General features: G+C 61.4%; 12 protein-coding genes. 9 read left to right on the top strand and 3 right to left on the bottom strand.

Annotation, left to right across the window (positions count from 1 at the left end):
- Together ACM6IM_RS16485 and ACM6IM_RS16480 are read left to right on the top strand one after the other, a co-directional pair.
- Positions 1-1,197: an efflux RND transporter periplasmic adaptor subunit gene (locus ACM6IM_RS16485; RefSeq protein WP_414865723.1), complete on the top strand. Its 1,197-nt coding sequence runs from the start codon at positions 1-3 to the stop codon at positions 1,195-1,197.
- 149 nt (positions 1,198-1,346) lie between these two features.
- Complete coding sequence (locus tag ACM6IM_RS16480; protein ID WP_414865722.1) at positions 1,347-2,876, top strand: DHA2 family efflux MFS transporter permease subunit; 1,530 nt, start codon at positions 1,347-1,349, stop codon at positions 2,874-2,876.
- 125 nt (positions 2,877-3,001) lie between these two features.
- On the opposite strand, the gene lpxH is transcribed toward ACM6IM_RS16480, so the two are convergent.
- The gene (gene lpxH / locus ACM6IM_RS16475) at positions 3,002-3,754 is read right to left on the bottom strand and encodes a UDP-2,3-diacylglucosamine diphosphatase (protein ID WP_414865721.1); all 753 of its coding nucleotides are present in this window, start codon (positions 3,752-3,754) and stop codon (positions 3,002-3,004) included.
- A complete protein-coding gene (locus tag ACM6IM_RS16470; RefSeq protein ID WP_414865720.1) occupies positions 3,751-4,254 on the bottom strand; it encodes a peptidylprolyl isomerase in 504 nt (167 codons plus the stop codon). Before ACM6IM_RS16470 ends, lpxH begins: the two co-directional genes overlap by 4 nt.
- 251 nt (positions 4,255-4,505) lie before the next feature.
- Between ACM6IM_RS16470 and ACM6IM_RS16465 the strand changes: the two genes are divergently transcribed.
- Together ACM6IM_RS16465 and cysS are read left to right on the top strand one after the other, a co-directional pair.
- On the top strand, positions 4,506-6,203 hold the full coding sequence (locus tag ACM6IM_RS16465; protein WP_414865719.1) for a glutamine--tRNA ligase/YqeY domain fusion protein: 1,698 nt from the start codon (positions 4,506-4,508) through the stop codon (positions 6,201-6,203).
- Positions 6,204-6,223: 20 nt separating this feature from the next.
- Complete coding sequence (gene cysS, locus ACM6IM_RS16460; RefSeq protein WP_192304238.1) at positions 6,224-7,606, top strand: cysteine--tRNA ligase; 1,383 nt, start codon at positions 6,224-6,226, stop codon at positions 7,604-7,606.
- Between the two features lie 171 nt (positions 7,607-7,777).
- Here cysS and ACM6IM_RS16455 read toward each other — a convergent pair whose 3' ends face one another.
- Positions 7,778-9,625, bottom strand: a complete 1,848-nt coding sequence (locus tag ACM6IM_RS16455) for a sigma-54-dependent Fis family transcriptional regulator (protein ID WP_414865718.1) — start codon at positions 9,623-9,625, stop codon at positions 7,778-7,780.
- Positions 9,626-9,937: 312 nt separating this feature from the next.
- Here ACM6IM_RS16455 and ACM6IM_RS16450 point away from each other — a divergent pair, with 312 nt between their 5' ends.
- From ACM6IM_RS16450 to ACM6IM_RS16430, 5 genes are read left to right on the top strand one after another with little or no spacing between them, the layout of a single operon-like run.
- Positions 9,938-11,032, top strand: coding sequence for an ABC transporter ATP-binding protein (locus ACM6IM_RS16450; protein ID WP_192304234.1), 1,095 nt, complete (start codon positions 9,938-9,940; stop codon positions 11,030-11,032).
- Positions 11,032-12,147, top strand: a complete 1,116-nt coding sequence (locus tag ACM6IM_RS16445; RefSeq protein ID WP_414865717.1) for an ABC transporter ATP-binding protein — start codon at positions 11,032-11,034, stop codon at positions 12,145-12,147. The genes ACM6IM_RS16450 and ACM6IM_RS16445 overlap by 1 nt, the downstream gene beginning before the upstream one ends.
- On the top strand, positions 12,144-13,010 hold the full coding sequence (locus ACM6IM_RS16440) for a carbohydrate ABC transporter permease (RefSeq protein ID WP_192304229.1): 867 nt from the start codon (positions 12,144-12,146) through the stop codon (positions 13,008-13,010). Before ACM6IM_RS16445 ends, ACM6IM_RS16440 begins: the two co-directional genes overlap by 4 nt.
- A 10-nt stretch (positions 13,011-13,020) precedes the next feature.
- The gene (locus ACM6IM_RS16435; protein WP_192304227.1) at positions 13,021-13,821 is read left to right on the top strand and encodes a carbohydrate ABC transporter permease; all 801 of its coding nucleotides are present in this window, start codon (positions 13,021-13,023) and stop codon (positions 13,819-13,821) included.
- 10 nt (positions 13,822-13,831) lie between these two features.
- Positions 13,832-14,104: a DUF2160 domain-containing protein gene (locus ACM6IM_RS16430; RefSeq protein WP_192304225.1), complete on the top strand. Its 273-nt coding sequence runs from the start codon at positions 13,832-13,834 to the stop codon at positions 14,102-14,104.
- Positions 14,105-14,127 lie beyond the last annotated feature (23 nt).

Genomic DNA, 14,127 nt, shown 5'->3' with positions numbered 1-14,127 from the left:
ATGGCCACCGCCCACACTCAAACCCCTGACGCTCCAGACAACGGCAACCCGCGCAAACGCAAGCTCATGTTGTTCGTGCTGGCGGTCGTAGTGATCCTCGCCGGTGTCGGCGTCTGGGGTTATCACGAATTCTACGGCCGCTGGAACGAAAGCACTGACGACGCCTATGTGAATGGCAACGTGGTGGAAATCACGCCGTTGGTCACCGGCACCGTGGTCAGCATTGGCGCCGATGATGGCGACCTGGTCCACGAAGGCCAGGTGCTGGTCAACTTCGACCCGAACGATGCCGAGGTCGGTCTGCAAAGCGCCCAGGCCAACCTGGCCCGCACCGTGCGCCAGGTGCGCGGCCTGTACAGCAACGTCGACGGCATGAAAGCCCAGGTCAACGCCCAGCAGGCCGAAGTGCAGAAGGCCCAGGACAACTTCACCCGGCGCAAGAACCTGGCCGCAGGCGGGGCGATTTCCCAGGAAGAGTTGTCCCACGCTCGCGACGACCTGACCTCGGCACAAAACGCCCTGGCCAACGCCCGGCAGCAATTGAAAACCACCAGCGCGCTGGTCGATGACACCGTGGTGTCGTCACACCCGGACGTCATGGCGGCGGCCGCGCAAGTGCGCCAGGCCTACCTGAACAAGGCGCGCAGCACCCTGATCGCGCCGGTCACCGGCTATGTGGCCAAGCGTTCCGTGCAGCTCGGTCAACGGGTACAGCCGGGAACCGCGCTGATGGCGGTGATTCCCCTGGACCAGCTGTGGATCGACGCCAACTTCAAGGAAACCCAGCTGCGTGACATGCGCATCGGCCAGCCGGTGGACATCGAGGCCGACCTCTACGGCAGCGATGTGAAATTCAGCGGCACCGTCGACAGCCTCGGCGCCGGCACCGGCAGCGCATTTGCTCTGTTGCCGGCGCAGAACGCCACCGGTAACTGGATCAAGATCGTGCAGCGGGTTCCGGTCCGTATCCACATCAACGCCGAAGAGCTGGCCCGGCACCCGCTGCGCGTGGGCCTGTCGACCCAGGTCGAGGTGAACCTGCGCGACCAGAGCGGTCCGGTGCTGGCGCAACAGCCGCCGCAAAAGGCTTCGTTCAGCACCAGCGTCTACGACCGTCAGTTGGCCGAAGCCGATGCGATGATCACGCAGTTGATCCACGACAACAGCGCTGCCGTCAGCAAGACCGCGCAGCGCTGACCCCACACAAATCCTGTGGGAGCGGGCTTGCTCGCGAATGCGTTTTTTCAGCCGACATCTGTGTCATCTGACACTACGCATTCGCGGGCAAGCCCGCTCCCACAGGAAGGGGCGGCTGCGCCCGTCCTCATGTTTGCATAGGATCCGCGATGAGCAATAACGCGTCTTTCACACCCCCCAGCCTGCTGCTCAGTACCATCGGGCTGTCGTTGGCGACCTTCATGCAAGTGCTGGACACCACCATCGCCAACGTGGCGTTGCCGACCATTTCCGGCAACCTCGGCGTGAGTTCGGAGCAGGGCACCTGGGTGATCACTTCTTTCGCCGTGAGCAACGCGATCGCGCTGCCGCTGACCGGCTGGCTCAGCCGGCGCTTCGGCGAAGTGAAACTGTTCCTGTGGGCGACGATCCTGTTTGTGCTGGCCTCGTTTCTCTGCGGCATTTCCACCTCGATGCCGGAACTGATCGGCTTCCGGGTCCTGCAAGGGCTGGTGGCCGGGCCGTTGTACCCGATGACCCAGACGCTGCTGATCGCGGTCTATCCTCCGGCACGACGCGGCATGGCCCTGGCGTTGCTGGCGATGGTCACGGTGGTGGCGCCGATTGCCGGGCCGATTCTGGGCGGCTGGATCACCGACAGCTACAGCTGGCCGTGGATCTTCTTCATCAACGTGCCCATCGGGATTTTCGCGGTGATGGTGGTGCGCCAGCAGCTCAAGGCGCGTCCGGTGGAAACCAGTCGCCAGCCGATGGATTACATCGGGCTGATCTCGCTGATCATCGGGGTCGGGGCGTTGCAGGTGATCCTCGACAAGGGCAACGACCTGGACTGGTTCGAATCGAACTTCATCCTGATCGGCGCCGCCATTTCGGTGATTGCCCTGGCGGTGTTCGTGATCTGGGAAATGACCGACGAGCACCCGGTGGTCAACCTGCGGCTGTTCGCCTACCGCAACTTCCGCATCGGCACCCTGGTGCTGGTGCTGGGTTATGCCGGCTTCTTCGGGATCAACCTGATCCTGCCGCAGTGGCTGCAAACCCAGATGGGGTACACGGCGACCTGGGCCGGGTTGGCGGTGGCGCCGATCGGGATCCTGCCGGTGTTGATGTCGCCGTTTGTCGGCAAGTACGCGCACAAGTTCGATCTGCGCCTGTTGGCGGGCCTGGCGTTCCTGGCGATTGGCCTGAGTTGCTTCATGCGCGCCGGCTTCACCAACGAAGTGGACTTCCAGCACATCGCCCTGGTGCAGCTGTTCATGGGCATTGGCGTGGCGCTGTTCTTCATGCCGACCCTGAGCATCCTGATGTCGGACCTGCCACCGAGCCAGATCGCTGACGGCGCAGGCCTTGCGACCTTCCTGCGGACTTTGGGCGGCAGCTTTGCAGCGTCGTTGACCACCTGGATCTGGATTCGTCGGGCCGACCAGCACCATGCGTACCTGAGCGAAAGCATCACCCCCTACGACCCGGCCACCCGTGATGCCCTGCAGCATCTGGGTGGGGCCGGCTCCCCGGCGTATGCGCAACTCGATCAGGTGCTCAACAGCCAGGCCTACATGCTGTCCACCGTGGATTACTTCACGCTGCTGGGCTGGGCGTTCATGGGGCTGGTCGTGATCGTCTGGCTGGCGAAGCCGCCGTTCGCGGCGAAGGCGGGGCCTGCGGCGTCGGGGCACTAAGCCGGACACGGTTAACTGTGGGAGCGGGCTTGCTCGCGAAGGCGGTGTGTCAGCTGATACAGATGTCGACTGACACACCGCCTTCGCGAGCAAGCCCGCTCCCACAAGGGGATTTGTGCGTGCCGTCAGATTGCAGGCGCAGCCAACGTCGGCGGCGGGGCAAAGTCGAACGGCGCCAGGGCAAAGCCGTTTTCGTCCACCTGCAATGCCCAGCCCTGGCGATCCCAATCCCCCAGCACGATGCGGCGGGCAGCGTGTTCGCCCAATTGCAACTTGTGGATGGCGGGGCGGTGGGTGTGGCCGTGGATCAAGGTCTTCACGCCGTATTGCTGCATGATCCGCGGAATCTCTGCGGGGGTTACGTCGACGATGTCGTTGGCCTTCATCCGCGTTTGCGCACGGCTTTCGCTGCGCAGCTTGCGCGCCAGTTTGTGCCGGGTGTGCAACGGCAGGTGGCGCAGGATGAACAGGGTGAGCGGGTTGCGCAGGTAACGACGCAGCTTCATGTAGGCTTCGTCGCGGGTGCACAGGCTGTCGCCGTGCATCAACAGCACCGGCTCGCCGTAGAACTGCACGACACTCGGGTCCTTCAGCAGGGTGCAGCCGGCCTCTTTGCAGAAGGCCTGACCGAGCATGAAGTCGCGATTGCCGTGCATCAGGAAAATGGCCGTGCCGCTGTCGCTGAGATTGCGCAGGGCCTGGCAGATGGAGCGCTGGAAGGGTGTCATGGCATCGTCGCCGATCCACGCTTCAAAAAAGTCACCGAGGATGTACAGCGCACTCGCGGTGCGGGCGCGTCCGGCGAGCAAATCCAGAAACGCCCGGGTGATGTCCGGGCGCTCCTCTTCCAGATGCAAGTCTGAAATCAGCAGTATCACTCAATGATCTCGGCTTTCTCGATGATCACGTCGTCTGCTGGCACGTCCTGGTGGCCGCTCTTCATGGTGGTGGGCACGCCTTTGATCTTGTCGACGACGTCCTGGCCTTCGGTCACTTCACCGAACACTGCGTAGCCCCAGCCCTGGGTGTTCTTGGCGCTGTGGTTGAGGAAGCTGTTGTCGGTCACGTTGATGAAGAACTGTGCCGAAGCCGAATGCGGCTCCATGGTACGGGCCATGGCGATGGTGTACTTGTTGTTGGAAAGACCGTTGTCCGCTTCGTTCTGGATGCTTGGACGCTTGTCTTTCTTTTCTTTCATGCCTGGCTCGAAACCGCCACCCTGGATCATGAAGTTACCGATGACACGGTGGAAAATGGTGTTTTGGTAGTGACCGGCTTTGACGTATTCAACGAAGTTGGCCACGGTGATCGGGGCTTTTTCGGCGTTCAGTTTCAGAACGATGTCGCCAAAGTTGGTAGTCAGTTTGACTTGGGTCATGATCGGTACTCTTTCTGGGGAATGCTTGGGTATTGGAACATTTCGCTCCGCTACCGGTTCAGCCTGATCGGCCAAGGTGCGCAGTTTAGCGTGACAGGCGCGAATTTCGAGGCTGTTTTTTCTTTTCTGCCCGATTAAATGCGACCGTTTGCAGGGCACGCTCTGTCAGGTGCTTGACAGCATCGGCTATGATAGCGGCTTTGTTTTGTCTGGCTGTCTTCCGGCCGCGCACTTGTCTGTTCAAGGATCCTATGAGCAAGCCCACTGTCGACCCTACCTCGAATTCCAAGACCGGCCCTGCCGTGCCGGTCAATTTCCTGCGCCCGATCATCCAGGCGGACCTGGACTCGGGTAAGCACACGCAGATCGTCACCCGTTTCCCGCCTGAGCCCAACGGCTACCTGCACATCGGTCACGCCAAGTCGATCTGTGTGAACTTCGGCCTGGCCCAGGAGTTCGGCGGTGTCACGCACCTGCGTTTCGACGACACCAACCCGGCCAAGGAAGACCAGGAATACATCGACGCGATCGAGAGCGACGTCAAATGGCTGGGCTTCGAATGGTCCGGCGAAGTGCGCTATGCCTCGCAGTATTTCGACCAGTTGCATGACTGGGCTGTCGAGCTGATCAAGGCCGGCAAGGCCTATGTCGACGACCTGACCCCGGAGCAGGCCAAGGAATACCGTGGCAGCCTGACCGAGCCGGGTCGCAACAGCCCGTTCCGCGATCGCTCCGTGGAAGAGAACCTCGACTGGTTCGCCCGCATGCGCGCCGGCGAGTTCCCCGACGGCGCACGGGTGCTGCGCGCGAAGATCGACATGGCTTCGCCGAACATGAACCTGCGCGACCCGATCATGTACCGCATCCGTCACGCCCATCACCACCAGACCGGTGACAAGTGGTGCATCTACCCCAACTATGACTTCACCCACGGTCAGTCGGACGCCATCGAAGGCATCACCCACTCGATCTGCACCCTGGAATTCGAAAGCCACCGTCCGCTGTACGAGTGGTTCCTCGAGAACCTGCCGGTGCCGGCGAACCCGCGCCAGTACGAGTTCAGCCGCCTGAACCTGAACTACACCATCACCAGCAAGCGCAAGCTCAAGCAGCTGGTGGACGAGAAGCACGTCAATGGCTGGGACGATCCGCGCATGTCCACGCTGTCGGGCTTCCGTCGCCGTGGCTACACGCCGAAATCGATCCGCAACTTCTGCGAAATGGTCGGCACCAACCGCTCCGACGGCGTGGTCGACTTCGGCATGCTCGAGTTCAGCATCCGCGACGATCTCGATCACAGCGCCCCGCGTGCCATGTGCGTGCTGCGACCGCTGAAAGTCGTGATCACCAACTACCCGCAAGGCCAGGTCGAGAACCTCGAACTGCCGTGCCACCCGAAAGAAGACATGGGCGTACGCGTCCTGCCGTTCGCCCGTGAGATCTACATCGACCGTGAAGATTTCATGGAAGAGCCGCCAAAGGGCTACAAACGCCTGGAGCCTGCGGGCGAAGTGCGCCTGCGCGGCAGCTACGTGATCCGTGCCGACGAAGCGATCAAGGACGCCGATGGCAACATCGTCGAACTGCGTTGCTCCTACGATCCGGACACCCTGGGCAAGAACCCCGAAGGCCGCAAGGTCAAGGGCGTGATCCACTGGGTGCCGGCCGCGGCCAGCGTCGAGTGCGAAGTGCGCCTGTACGATCGCCTGTTCCGCTCCCCGAACCCGGAGAAGGCCGAAGACAGCGCAAGTTTCCTGGACAACATCAACCCTGATTCGCTGCAAGTGCTGACCGGTTGTCGTGCTGAACCCTCGCTGGGCCAGGCACAGCCGGAAGACCGTTTCCAGTTCGAGCGCGAAGGTTACTTCGTCGCGGATATCAAGGACTCGAAACCGGGCGCGCCGGTATTCAACCGTACCGTGACCCTGCGTGATTCGTGGGGCCAGTGATCAAGTCTTAAGGAAGCATCGTGCTTACGATCTACAACACGCTCACCAAGAGCAAAGAAGTCTTCAAGCCGCTGGATGGCAACAAGGTGCGCATGTATGTCTGCGGGATGACCGTGTACGACTACTGCCACCTGGGCCATGGCCGAAGCATGGTCGCGTTCGACCTGGTGACCCGCTGGTTGCGGTTCAGCGGCTACGACCTGACGTATGTGCGCAACATCACCGACATTGACGACAAGATCATCAATCGGGCCAACGAGAACGGCGAGTCGTTCGAAGCCCTGACCGAGCGCATGATCGCGGCGATGCACGAAGACGAAGCGCGCCTGAACATCCAGAAACCGGACATGGAACCGCGCGCCACCGGGCACATTCCCGGCATGCACGCGATGATCCAGACCCTGATCGACAAGGGTTACGCCTACGCCCCGGGCAACGGCGACGTCTACTACCGCGTCGCCAAGTTCATGGGTTACGGCAAGCTGTCGCGCAAGAAGATCGAAGACCTGCGCATCGGCGCCCGCATCGAAGTCGACGAGTCCAAGCAGGACCCGCTGGACTTCGTGTTGTGGAAAGGCGCCAAGCCGGGCGAACCGAGCTGGCCATCGCCCTGGGGCGACGGGCGTCCGGGCTGGCACATCGAATGCTCGGTGATGTCAACCTGCTGCCTGGGCGAGACCTTCGACATTCACGGCGGCGGCAGCGACCTGGAGTTCCCGCACCACGAGAACGAAATCGCCCAGAGCGAAGCGGCCACCGGCAAGACCTACGCCAACGCGTGGATGCATTGCGGCATGATTCGCATCAATGGCGAGAAGATGTCCAAGTCCTTGAACAACTTCTTCACCATTCGCGACGTGCTGGAAAAGTACCACCCGGAAGTCGTGCGTTACCTGCTGGTGTCGAGCCATTACCGCAGCGCGATCAACTACTCGGAAGACAACCTCAAGGACGCCAAGGGCGCACTCGAGCGTTTCTACCATGCCTTGAAGGGCTTGCCGAGCGTGGCCCCGGCCGGTGGCGAGGCGTTCGTCGAGCGCTTCACCCAGGTGATGAACGACGACTTCGGTACGCCGGAAGCCTGTGCGGTGCTGTTCGAGATGGTGCGTGAGATCAACCGCCTGCGCGAGAGCGATCTCGCGGCGGCGGCCGGTCTGGCGGCGCGCCTGAAGGAACTGGCCGGCGTGCTGGGGGTGTTGCAGCTCGAAGCCGAGGATTTCCTGCAGGCCGGTGCCGAAGGGCGCGTGGACGCCGCACAGGTCGATGCGCTGATCGCAGCGCGCCTGGCCGCCCGCGCGGCCAAGGACTGGGCCGAGTCCGACCGCATCCGCGACCAGCTCACCGCCATGGGCGTAGTACTGGAAGACGGCAAGGGCGGCACGACCTGGCGCCTGGCTGACTGATCGCTGCCATTGCTACAAACAAACCCGCCTTGTGCGGGTTTTGTTTTTTGGGCAGGGCACAAGTGAATTGGCGCCCAGGCTGACGTCTTCGCGAGCAAGCCCGCTCCCACAGGGATCACTGTCACCTGTGGGAGCGGGCTTGCTCGCGAAAGCGTCCTTTCGGCCAACCTGTCATTCCGTCTGGCGCAACCGCTTGTACAAGGTGTTCCTGCTGACCCCTAATCGCCGGGCCAAATGGGAGATATTCCCCCCCACCGCCTGCAACTGCCGATTCAAATCCTCGGCATCCTCCAGATCCACCGTCAGGGGCTCTGGCGTCTCCACTGGCTCCATCTCCAGATCGACAAAAAAATCATCCGGCAAGTGTTCCGGTCGCACCGGTTGTTCCTCGGCCATGGCCAGCGCCACCTGCATCACACTGCTGACCTGGCGCAGATTGCCCGGCCACGGATGACGGCTGAACAGCTCCATCACCTCACGGCTCAAACCGGCCCATTGAGTCGGTTCGCGATGCTGTTCCCACAGGCGTTTGAACAGCGCCTGCTTGTCGCTGCGTTCGCGCAGCGGGGGCAGTTCCAGTGTCAGGCCGCCGATGCGGTAATACAGGTCCTCGCGAAAACGGCCCAATTGCACCTGTTCGCGCAGCGAGCGGTTGGTCGCCGAGATGATCCGGATGTCCACCGGGAACAACTCGCTGCTGCCCACCGGTTGGACGCAGCGCTCCTGCAACACCCGCAGCAGCCGCGCCTGGGTCGGCAGCGGCATGTCGCCGATCTCATCGAGGAACAGCGTACCTTTGTCGGCCTTGCGGATCAGCCCGATGCTGCCTTTCTGGTTGGCCCCGGTGAACGCGCCTTTTTCATAGCCGAACAGCTCGGATTCCACCAGTTCGGCGGGGATCGCCGCACAGTTGACGGCAATGAACGATTGTCGATTGCGCGAGCTGGCCTGATGCAGGGCCTTGACGAAGACTTCCTTGCCGACGCCGGTTTCGCCGTGGATCAGCAACGGAATGTCCTTCTCCAGCAGGCGTTCGGCCTGGCGCACGGCCTTTTCCACGCGGCTGTCGCCGAAGTGCAGGGTGGTCAGGCTGATTGCGGTGGCAGAGGCGTCAGCGGATTCGGCGCGCTTGGGCTCGGCAAACAGCCGTGGCTGAATCGGTGCCTGCTTCGGCCGCCGCAACACGCACTGAAAGCGGTTGCGTCCACAGGTTTGCAGGGCGAAGGGCAGGCCCTCCGGCTGATTCAGCAGTTCCAGCAATGACACCTTGAACAGGCTTTCCACACTGACCCGCGACAGGCTGATGCCTAACAGATTGTCGGCCCGGCGATTGGCCGAGAGCACCTGGCCCGTTTCATCGAAGATCAACAGCCCGGCCCATTGGCTGTCCAGGTTGTTCAAACCGGTGTTGAACGTCAGTTGAAAATGCTGGCCATGGAACAGATTGAGGATCAGCCGGTTTTCCACGGTCTGGCTCATCATCTTGACCATGCCGAGGGTGTGCGACGGTGGCAGGTAGCTGTCGCTGGACACATCCAGTACCGCGATCACCTTGCGCTCGGCATCGAAGATCGGCGCGGCGGAACCGGTCATGAACCGGTTGGCCTTGAGAAAATGTTCATCGTGCTCGATGTGCACCGCCTGCTCGCAGGCCAGCGCGGTGCCGATGGCGTTGGTGCCGCTGCAGCGTTCCATCCAGCTGGCGCCGGCACTGAACCCGCGGCTCAGGCCGGGCTCGATGAAGCGCTGGGTGCCCCACGACGTCAGCACCTGGCCCTGGTTGTCGGCGAGCATGATCAGGCAGTTGGAGTTGCTGAGGATGTTCTCGTAGTAGGGCAGGACTTCCTGGTGGGTGGTTTGCACCAGTGAGTGCTGGCTCTCCAGTAACTGGGCAATGCCTTCTGCCGGCAACTGGTCAAACGCGGGCGGGCTTTGGTGATCGAGGCCGAAGGCACGGCAACGTGACCATGAGTCCTGGATGAGGGCGTCGTGGGAGAGCGGCGAGGCGGGTACGGCCATGGCAGTCGATCTCTGGGCAAGCAATTATTGTTTTTATTGGGGACTTCTTTCACCCACGACACCCTGCAGGAGCGAGCAAGCTCGCTCCTGCAGCGGATGTGAGCAGTCCGTAGAGTGTTGTTCAGTATTGTTCATTGTCAACGACCGGAGTGTTCAATTGTTCAATCGAAGTTGTTCATTTCTGTTCAGCAACGAAAGCGGCGTTTCCGGTATTTCGCTGATTTTCAAGGCAGATCAATTACTTGTATTTTTTGGCACGAAAGTCGCTCCATCGCTCCGGTCGCTTGACTCCAATAATAAAAAGGCCGAGCCATGTCACTCACCCTGGAGCACGTCAGCCGCACCGTCGAGGGCCAGACCTGGATCGATGATGCGTGCCTGAGTTTCGAACCTGGATCCTTCAATGTTTTGCTCGGTCGCACGCTGTCCGGCAAAACCAGCCTCATGCGCCTGATGGCCGGTCTGGACAAGCCGGACAGTGGGCGCATCCTGATGAACGGCGTCGACGTCACCCAGCGTCCGGTGCGCTTGCGCAACGTGTCGATGGTTTACCAGCAGTTCATCAACTACCCGACCATGACCGTGTTCGAGAACATTGCCTCGCCCTTGCGCCAGGCCGGCGTGGGCAGCGAACAGATCCAGAGCAAGGTACTGGAGACCGCGAAGATGCTGCGCATCGAGAAGTTCCTGCAGCGCTATCCGCTGGAACTCTCCGGTGGCCAGCAACAGCGCACGGCGATGGCCCGGGCACTGGTCAAGGACGCCGAGCTGATCCTGTTCGATGAACCGCTGGTCAACCTCGATTACAAATTGCGCGAAGAGCTGCGCCAGGAAATGCGCGAGTTGTTCAAGGCGCGGCACACCATTGCGGTCTATGCCACCACCGAGCCCAATGAAGCGCTGGCCCTGGGCGGCACCACCACCATTCTTCACGAGGGGCGGATCATCCAGAGCGGCAAGGCCTCCGAGGTGTATCACCAGCCGCAAACCGTGCTCGCCGCCGAACTGTTCTCCGAGCCGCCGATCAACCTGATGCCAGGGCGAATCGCCGGCAACGAAGTCAGCTTCGCCAATTTCGTGCACTTCCCGTTGAACGTGGACCTGCGTCCGGTGGGCGAGGGCGAATTCCGATTCGGCGTGCGCCCCAGCCACATCTCGCTGGTGCCCAGCAACGACGACGACCTCGAACTGGCGGTGACCGTCGAAGTGGCCGAGATCAGCGGTTCGGAAACTTTCCTGCACGTGCGCAACGAACATTTTCTCTTGGTGCTGCACCTGCCGGGGGTTCACGAATACGACGTCGATGCACCGATCCGCATCTACATCCCGACCCATAAACTGTTTGTGTTCGATGCGCAGGGACGGCTGGTCCAGGCGCCCGGTCGCCGTATCGCGAGGGTTGCCTGATGGCCGAAATCCGTTTGCAGAACCTCGCCCACAGCTACACCCGCACGCCGGGCGGTCCCGAGGATTACGCGATCCGCGAGATGAACCACATCTGGGAGCAGGGCGGTGCCTATGCCTTGCTCGGGCCGTCGGGCTGTGGCAAATCCACCTTGCTCAACATCATTTCCGGGTTGCTCAGCCCGTCCCAGGGCCATGTGTTGTTCGATGGCAAAGCGGTCAACGACCTGACGCCGGAGAAACGCAACATCGCCCAGGTTTTCCAGTTTCCGGTGGTCTACGACACCATGACGGTGTTCGACAACCTGGCGTTCCCCCTGCGCAACCAGGGCATGGCCGAAGCGAAAATCCACAGCAAGGTGCAGGAAATCGCCGAAGTCCTCGACCTGCAGAACCTGCTGGGCAAAAAGGCGCGCAATCTGACCGCCGACGAAAAACAGAAGGTTTCCATGGGCCGCGGGCTGGTGCGCGATGATGTGTCGGCGATCCTCTTCGACGAGCCGCTGACGGTGATCGACCCGCACCTGAAGTGGAAGCTGCGGCGCAAGCTCAAACAGATCCATGAGCAGTTCAACATCACCATGGTCTATGTCACCCACGATCAGCTGGAGGCCTCGACCTTCGCCGACAAGATTGCGGTGATGTATGGCGGGCAGATCGTGCAGTTCGGTACGCCCCGGGAATTGTTCGAGCGCCCGAGCCACACGTTTGTCGGCTATTTCATTGGCAGTCCCGGGATGAACCTGATCGAAGTGCAGAGGCAACCGGGGGGCGTCGGGTTCGCCTCGACCCATCTGCCCCTGTCCGATGCCATGCAGAAACGCATCGACGAGTCCACCTGGCAAACCCTCAAGATCGGCATTCGACCGGAGTTCGTCCACGTATGGGATGAACCGTTCGATGACGCCTTGCAGGCAACCGTCGTGCATGTCGAAGACCTCGGCACCTACAAGATCATGACCCTGAACCTCGACGGCGCGCCGCTGAAAGTGCGCCTGGCCGAAGACAAACCGGTGCCTGAGGGCACGGCCTGCATCAGTTTCCCGGCGCAATGGCTGATGGTCTACGCCGACGAATTCCTGCTGGAGCCACACGCGATCGGGGAGGTTCAGCCATGAACAAAGTGCAGAACAACAAGGCCTGGTGGCTGGTGCTGCCGGTGTTCCTGCTGGTGGCGTTCAGTGCGGTGATCCCGATGATGACCGTGGTCAACTACTCGGTGCAGGACATCTTCGACCAGTCCAGTCGCTATTTTGTCGGCGCGGACTGGTACAGGCAGGTGCTGCTCGACCCGCGCCTGCATGATTCATTGCTGCGCCAGTTCATCTACTCGGCCTGCGTGCTGCTGATCGAAATCCCCCTGGGGATCGGGATCGCCCTGACCATGCCGACCAAGGGGCGCTGGTCGTCGGTGGTGTTGATCGTCCTGGCCATCCCGCTGCTGATCCCGTGGAACGTGGTCGGCACGATCTGGCAGATCTTTGGCCGGGCGGACATCGGCCTGTTGGGCTCGACCCTGAACGCGATGGGCATCAGCTACAACTATGCGGCAAACACCATGGATGCCTGGGTCACGGTGCTGGTGATGGACGTGTGGCACTGGACATCGCTGGTGGCGCTGTTGTGTTTCTCCGGTTTGCGAGCCATTCCGGACGTCTATTACCAGGCGGCGCGGATTGACCGGGCCTCGGCCTGGGCAGTGTTCCGGCACATCCAGTTGCCCAAGCTCAAGAGCGTGTTGCTGATCGCGGTGATGCTGCGCTTCATGGACAGCTTCATGATCTACACCGAACCCTTCGTGCTCACGGGCGGCGGGCCGGGCAATGCCACGACCTTCCTCAGTCAGACCCTGACGCAAATGGCGGTCGGGCAATTTGACCTGGGGCCGGCGGCGGCCTTCTCGCTGGTGTATTTCCTGATCATCCTGTTGGTGTCCTGGCTGTTCTACACCGCCATGACTCACTCTGACGCCAACCGTTGAGGCCCGCGCCATGAGCAAAAGAAAGCTGATTCCGCTGCTGCTGTACATCCTGTTCGTGCTGGTGCCGATCTACTGGCTGTTGAACATGTCGTTCAAGAGCAACACTGAAATCCTCGGTGGCCTGACGCTGTTCCCACAGGATTTCACCCTGGCCAACTACAAGGTGATCTTCACCGATCCGAGCTGGTACACCGGCTACCTCAACTCGGCCTACTACGTGACCCTGAACACGATCATTTCCCTGACCGTGGCGTTGCCGGCGGCCTATGCGTTCTCGCGCTACCGCTTCCTGGGTGACAAGCACCTGTTCTTCTGGCTGTTGACCAATCGCATGGCACCACCGGCGGTGTTCCTGTTGCCGTTCTTCCAGCTGTATTCCTCGATTGGCCTGTTCGACACCCATATCGCCGTGGCATTGGCGCACTGCCTGTTCAACGTGCCCCTGGCGGTGTGGATTCTCGAGGGCTTCATGTCCGGTGTGCCGAAGGAAATCGACGAAACCGCCTACATCGATGGCTATAGCTTTCCCAAGTTCTTCGTGAAGATTTTCATCCCCCTGATCGGTTCCGGCATCGGCGTGACGGCGTTTTTCTGCTTCATGTTCTCCTGGGTCGAATTGTTGCTGGCGCGCACCCTGACGTCGGTGAATGCCAAGCCGATCGCAGCGGTCATGACCCGCACGGTGTCTGCGTCCGGCATTGATTGGGGGGTGCTGGCGGCGGCGGGGGTGTTGACCATCCTGCCCGGCATGCTGGTGATCTGGTTTGTCCGTAACCATGTGGCCAAGGGCTTTGCCCTGGGCCGGGTATGAGGAGCTGATGATGGAATGGATGAGCTGGACCGTCCCGACGGCGGCATTCTTCAGTGTGATCGCGGTGATCCTGGTGGTCATGACGACCTGGGAGTTGCGTTCGCCAAGCGTCCTTCGTCGTGGTTTTTTGCCGATTGCCACCACCCGTGGCGATCGTTTGTTTATCGGTCTTCTCGGCAGCGCCTACCTGCATTTGCTGGTCATCGGCGTAACCGACTGGAGCATCTGGGTGGCGTTCGCGTTGTCCCTGGTGTGGCTGTTGGCTGTGATGCGTTGGGGCTAGTCGAATCGCTCGGCAATGTTGCT

It is taken from the genome of Pseudomonas sp. IT-P12 (assembly GCF_949767465.1).
Classification (GTDB): domain Bacteria; phylum Pseudomonadota; class Gammaproteobacteria; order Pseudomonadales; family Pseudomonadaceae; genus Aquipseudomonas.
Note: the sequence above shows the minus strand (reverse complement) of the source record. Positions and strands in the feature narration are given on the sequence as shown.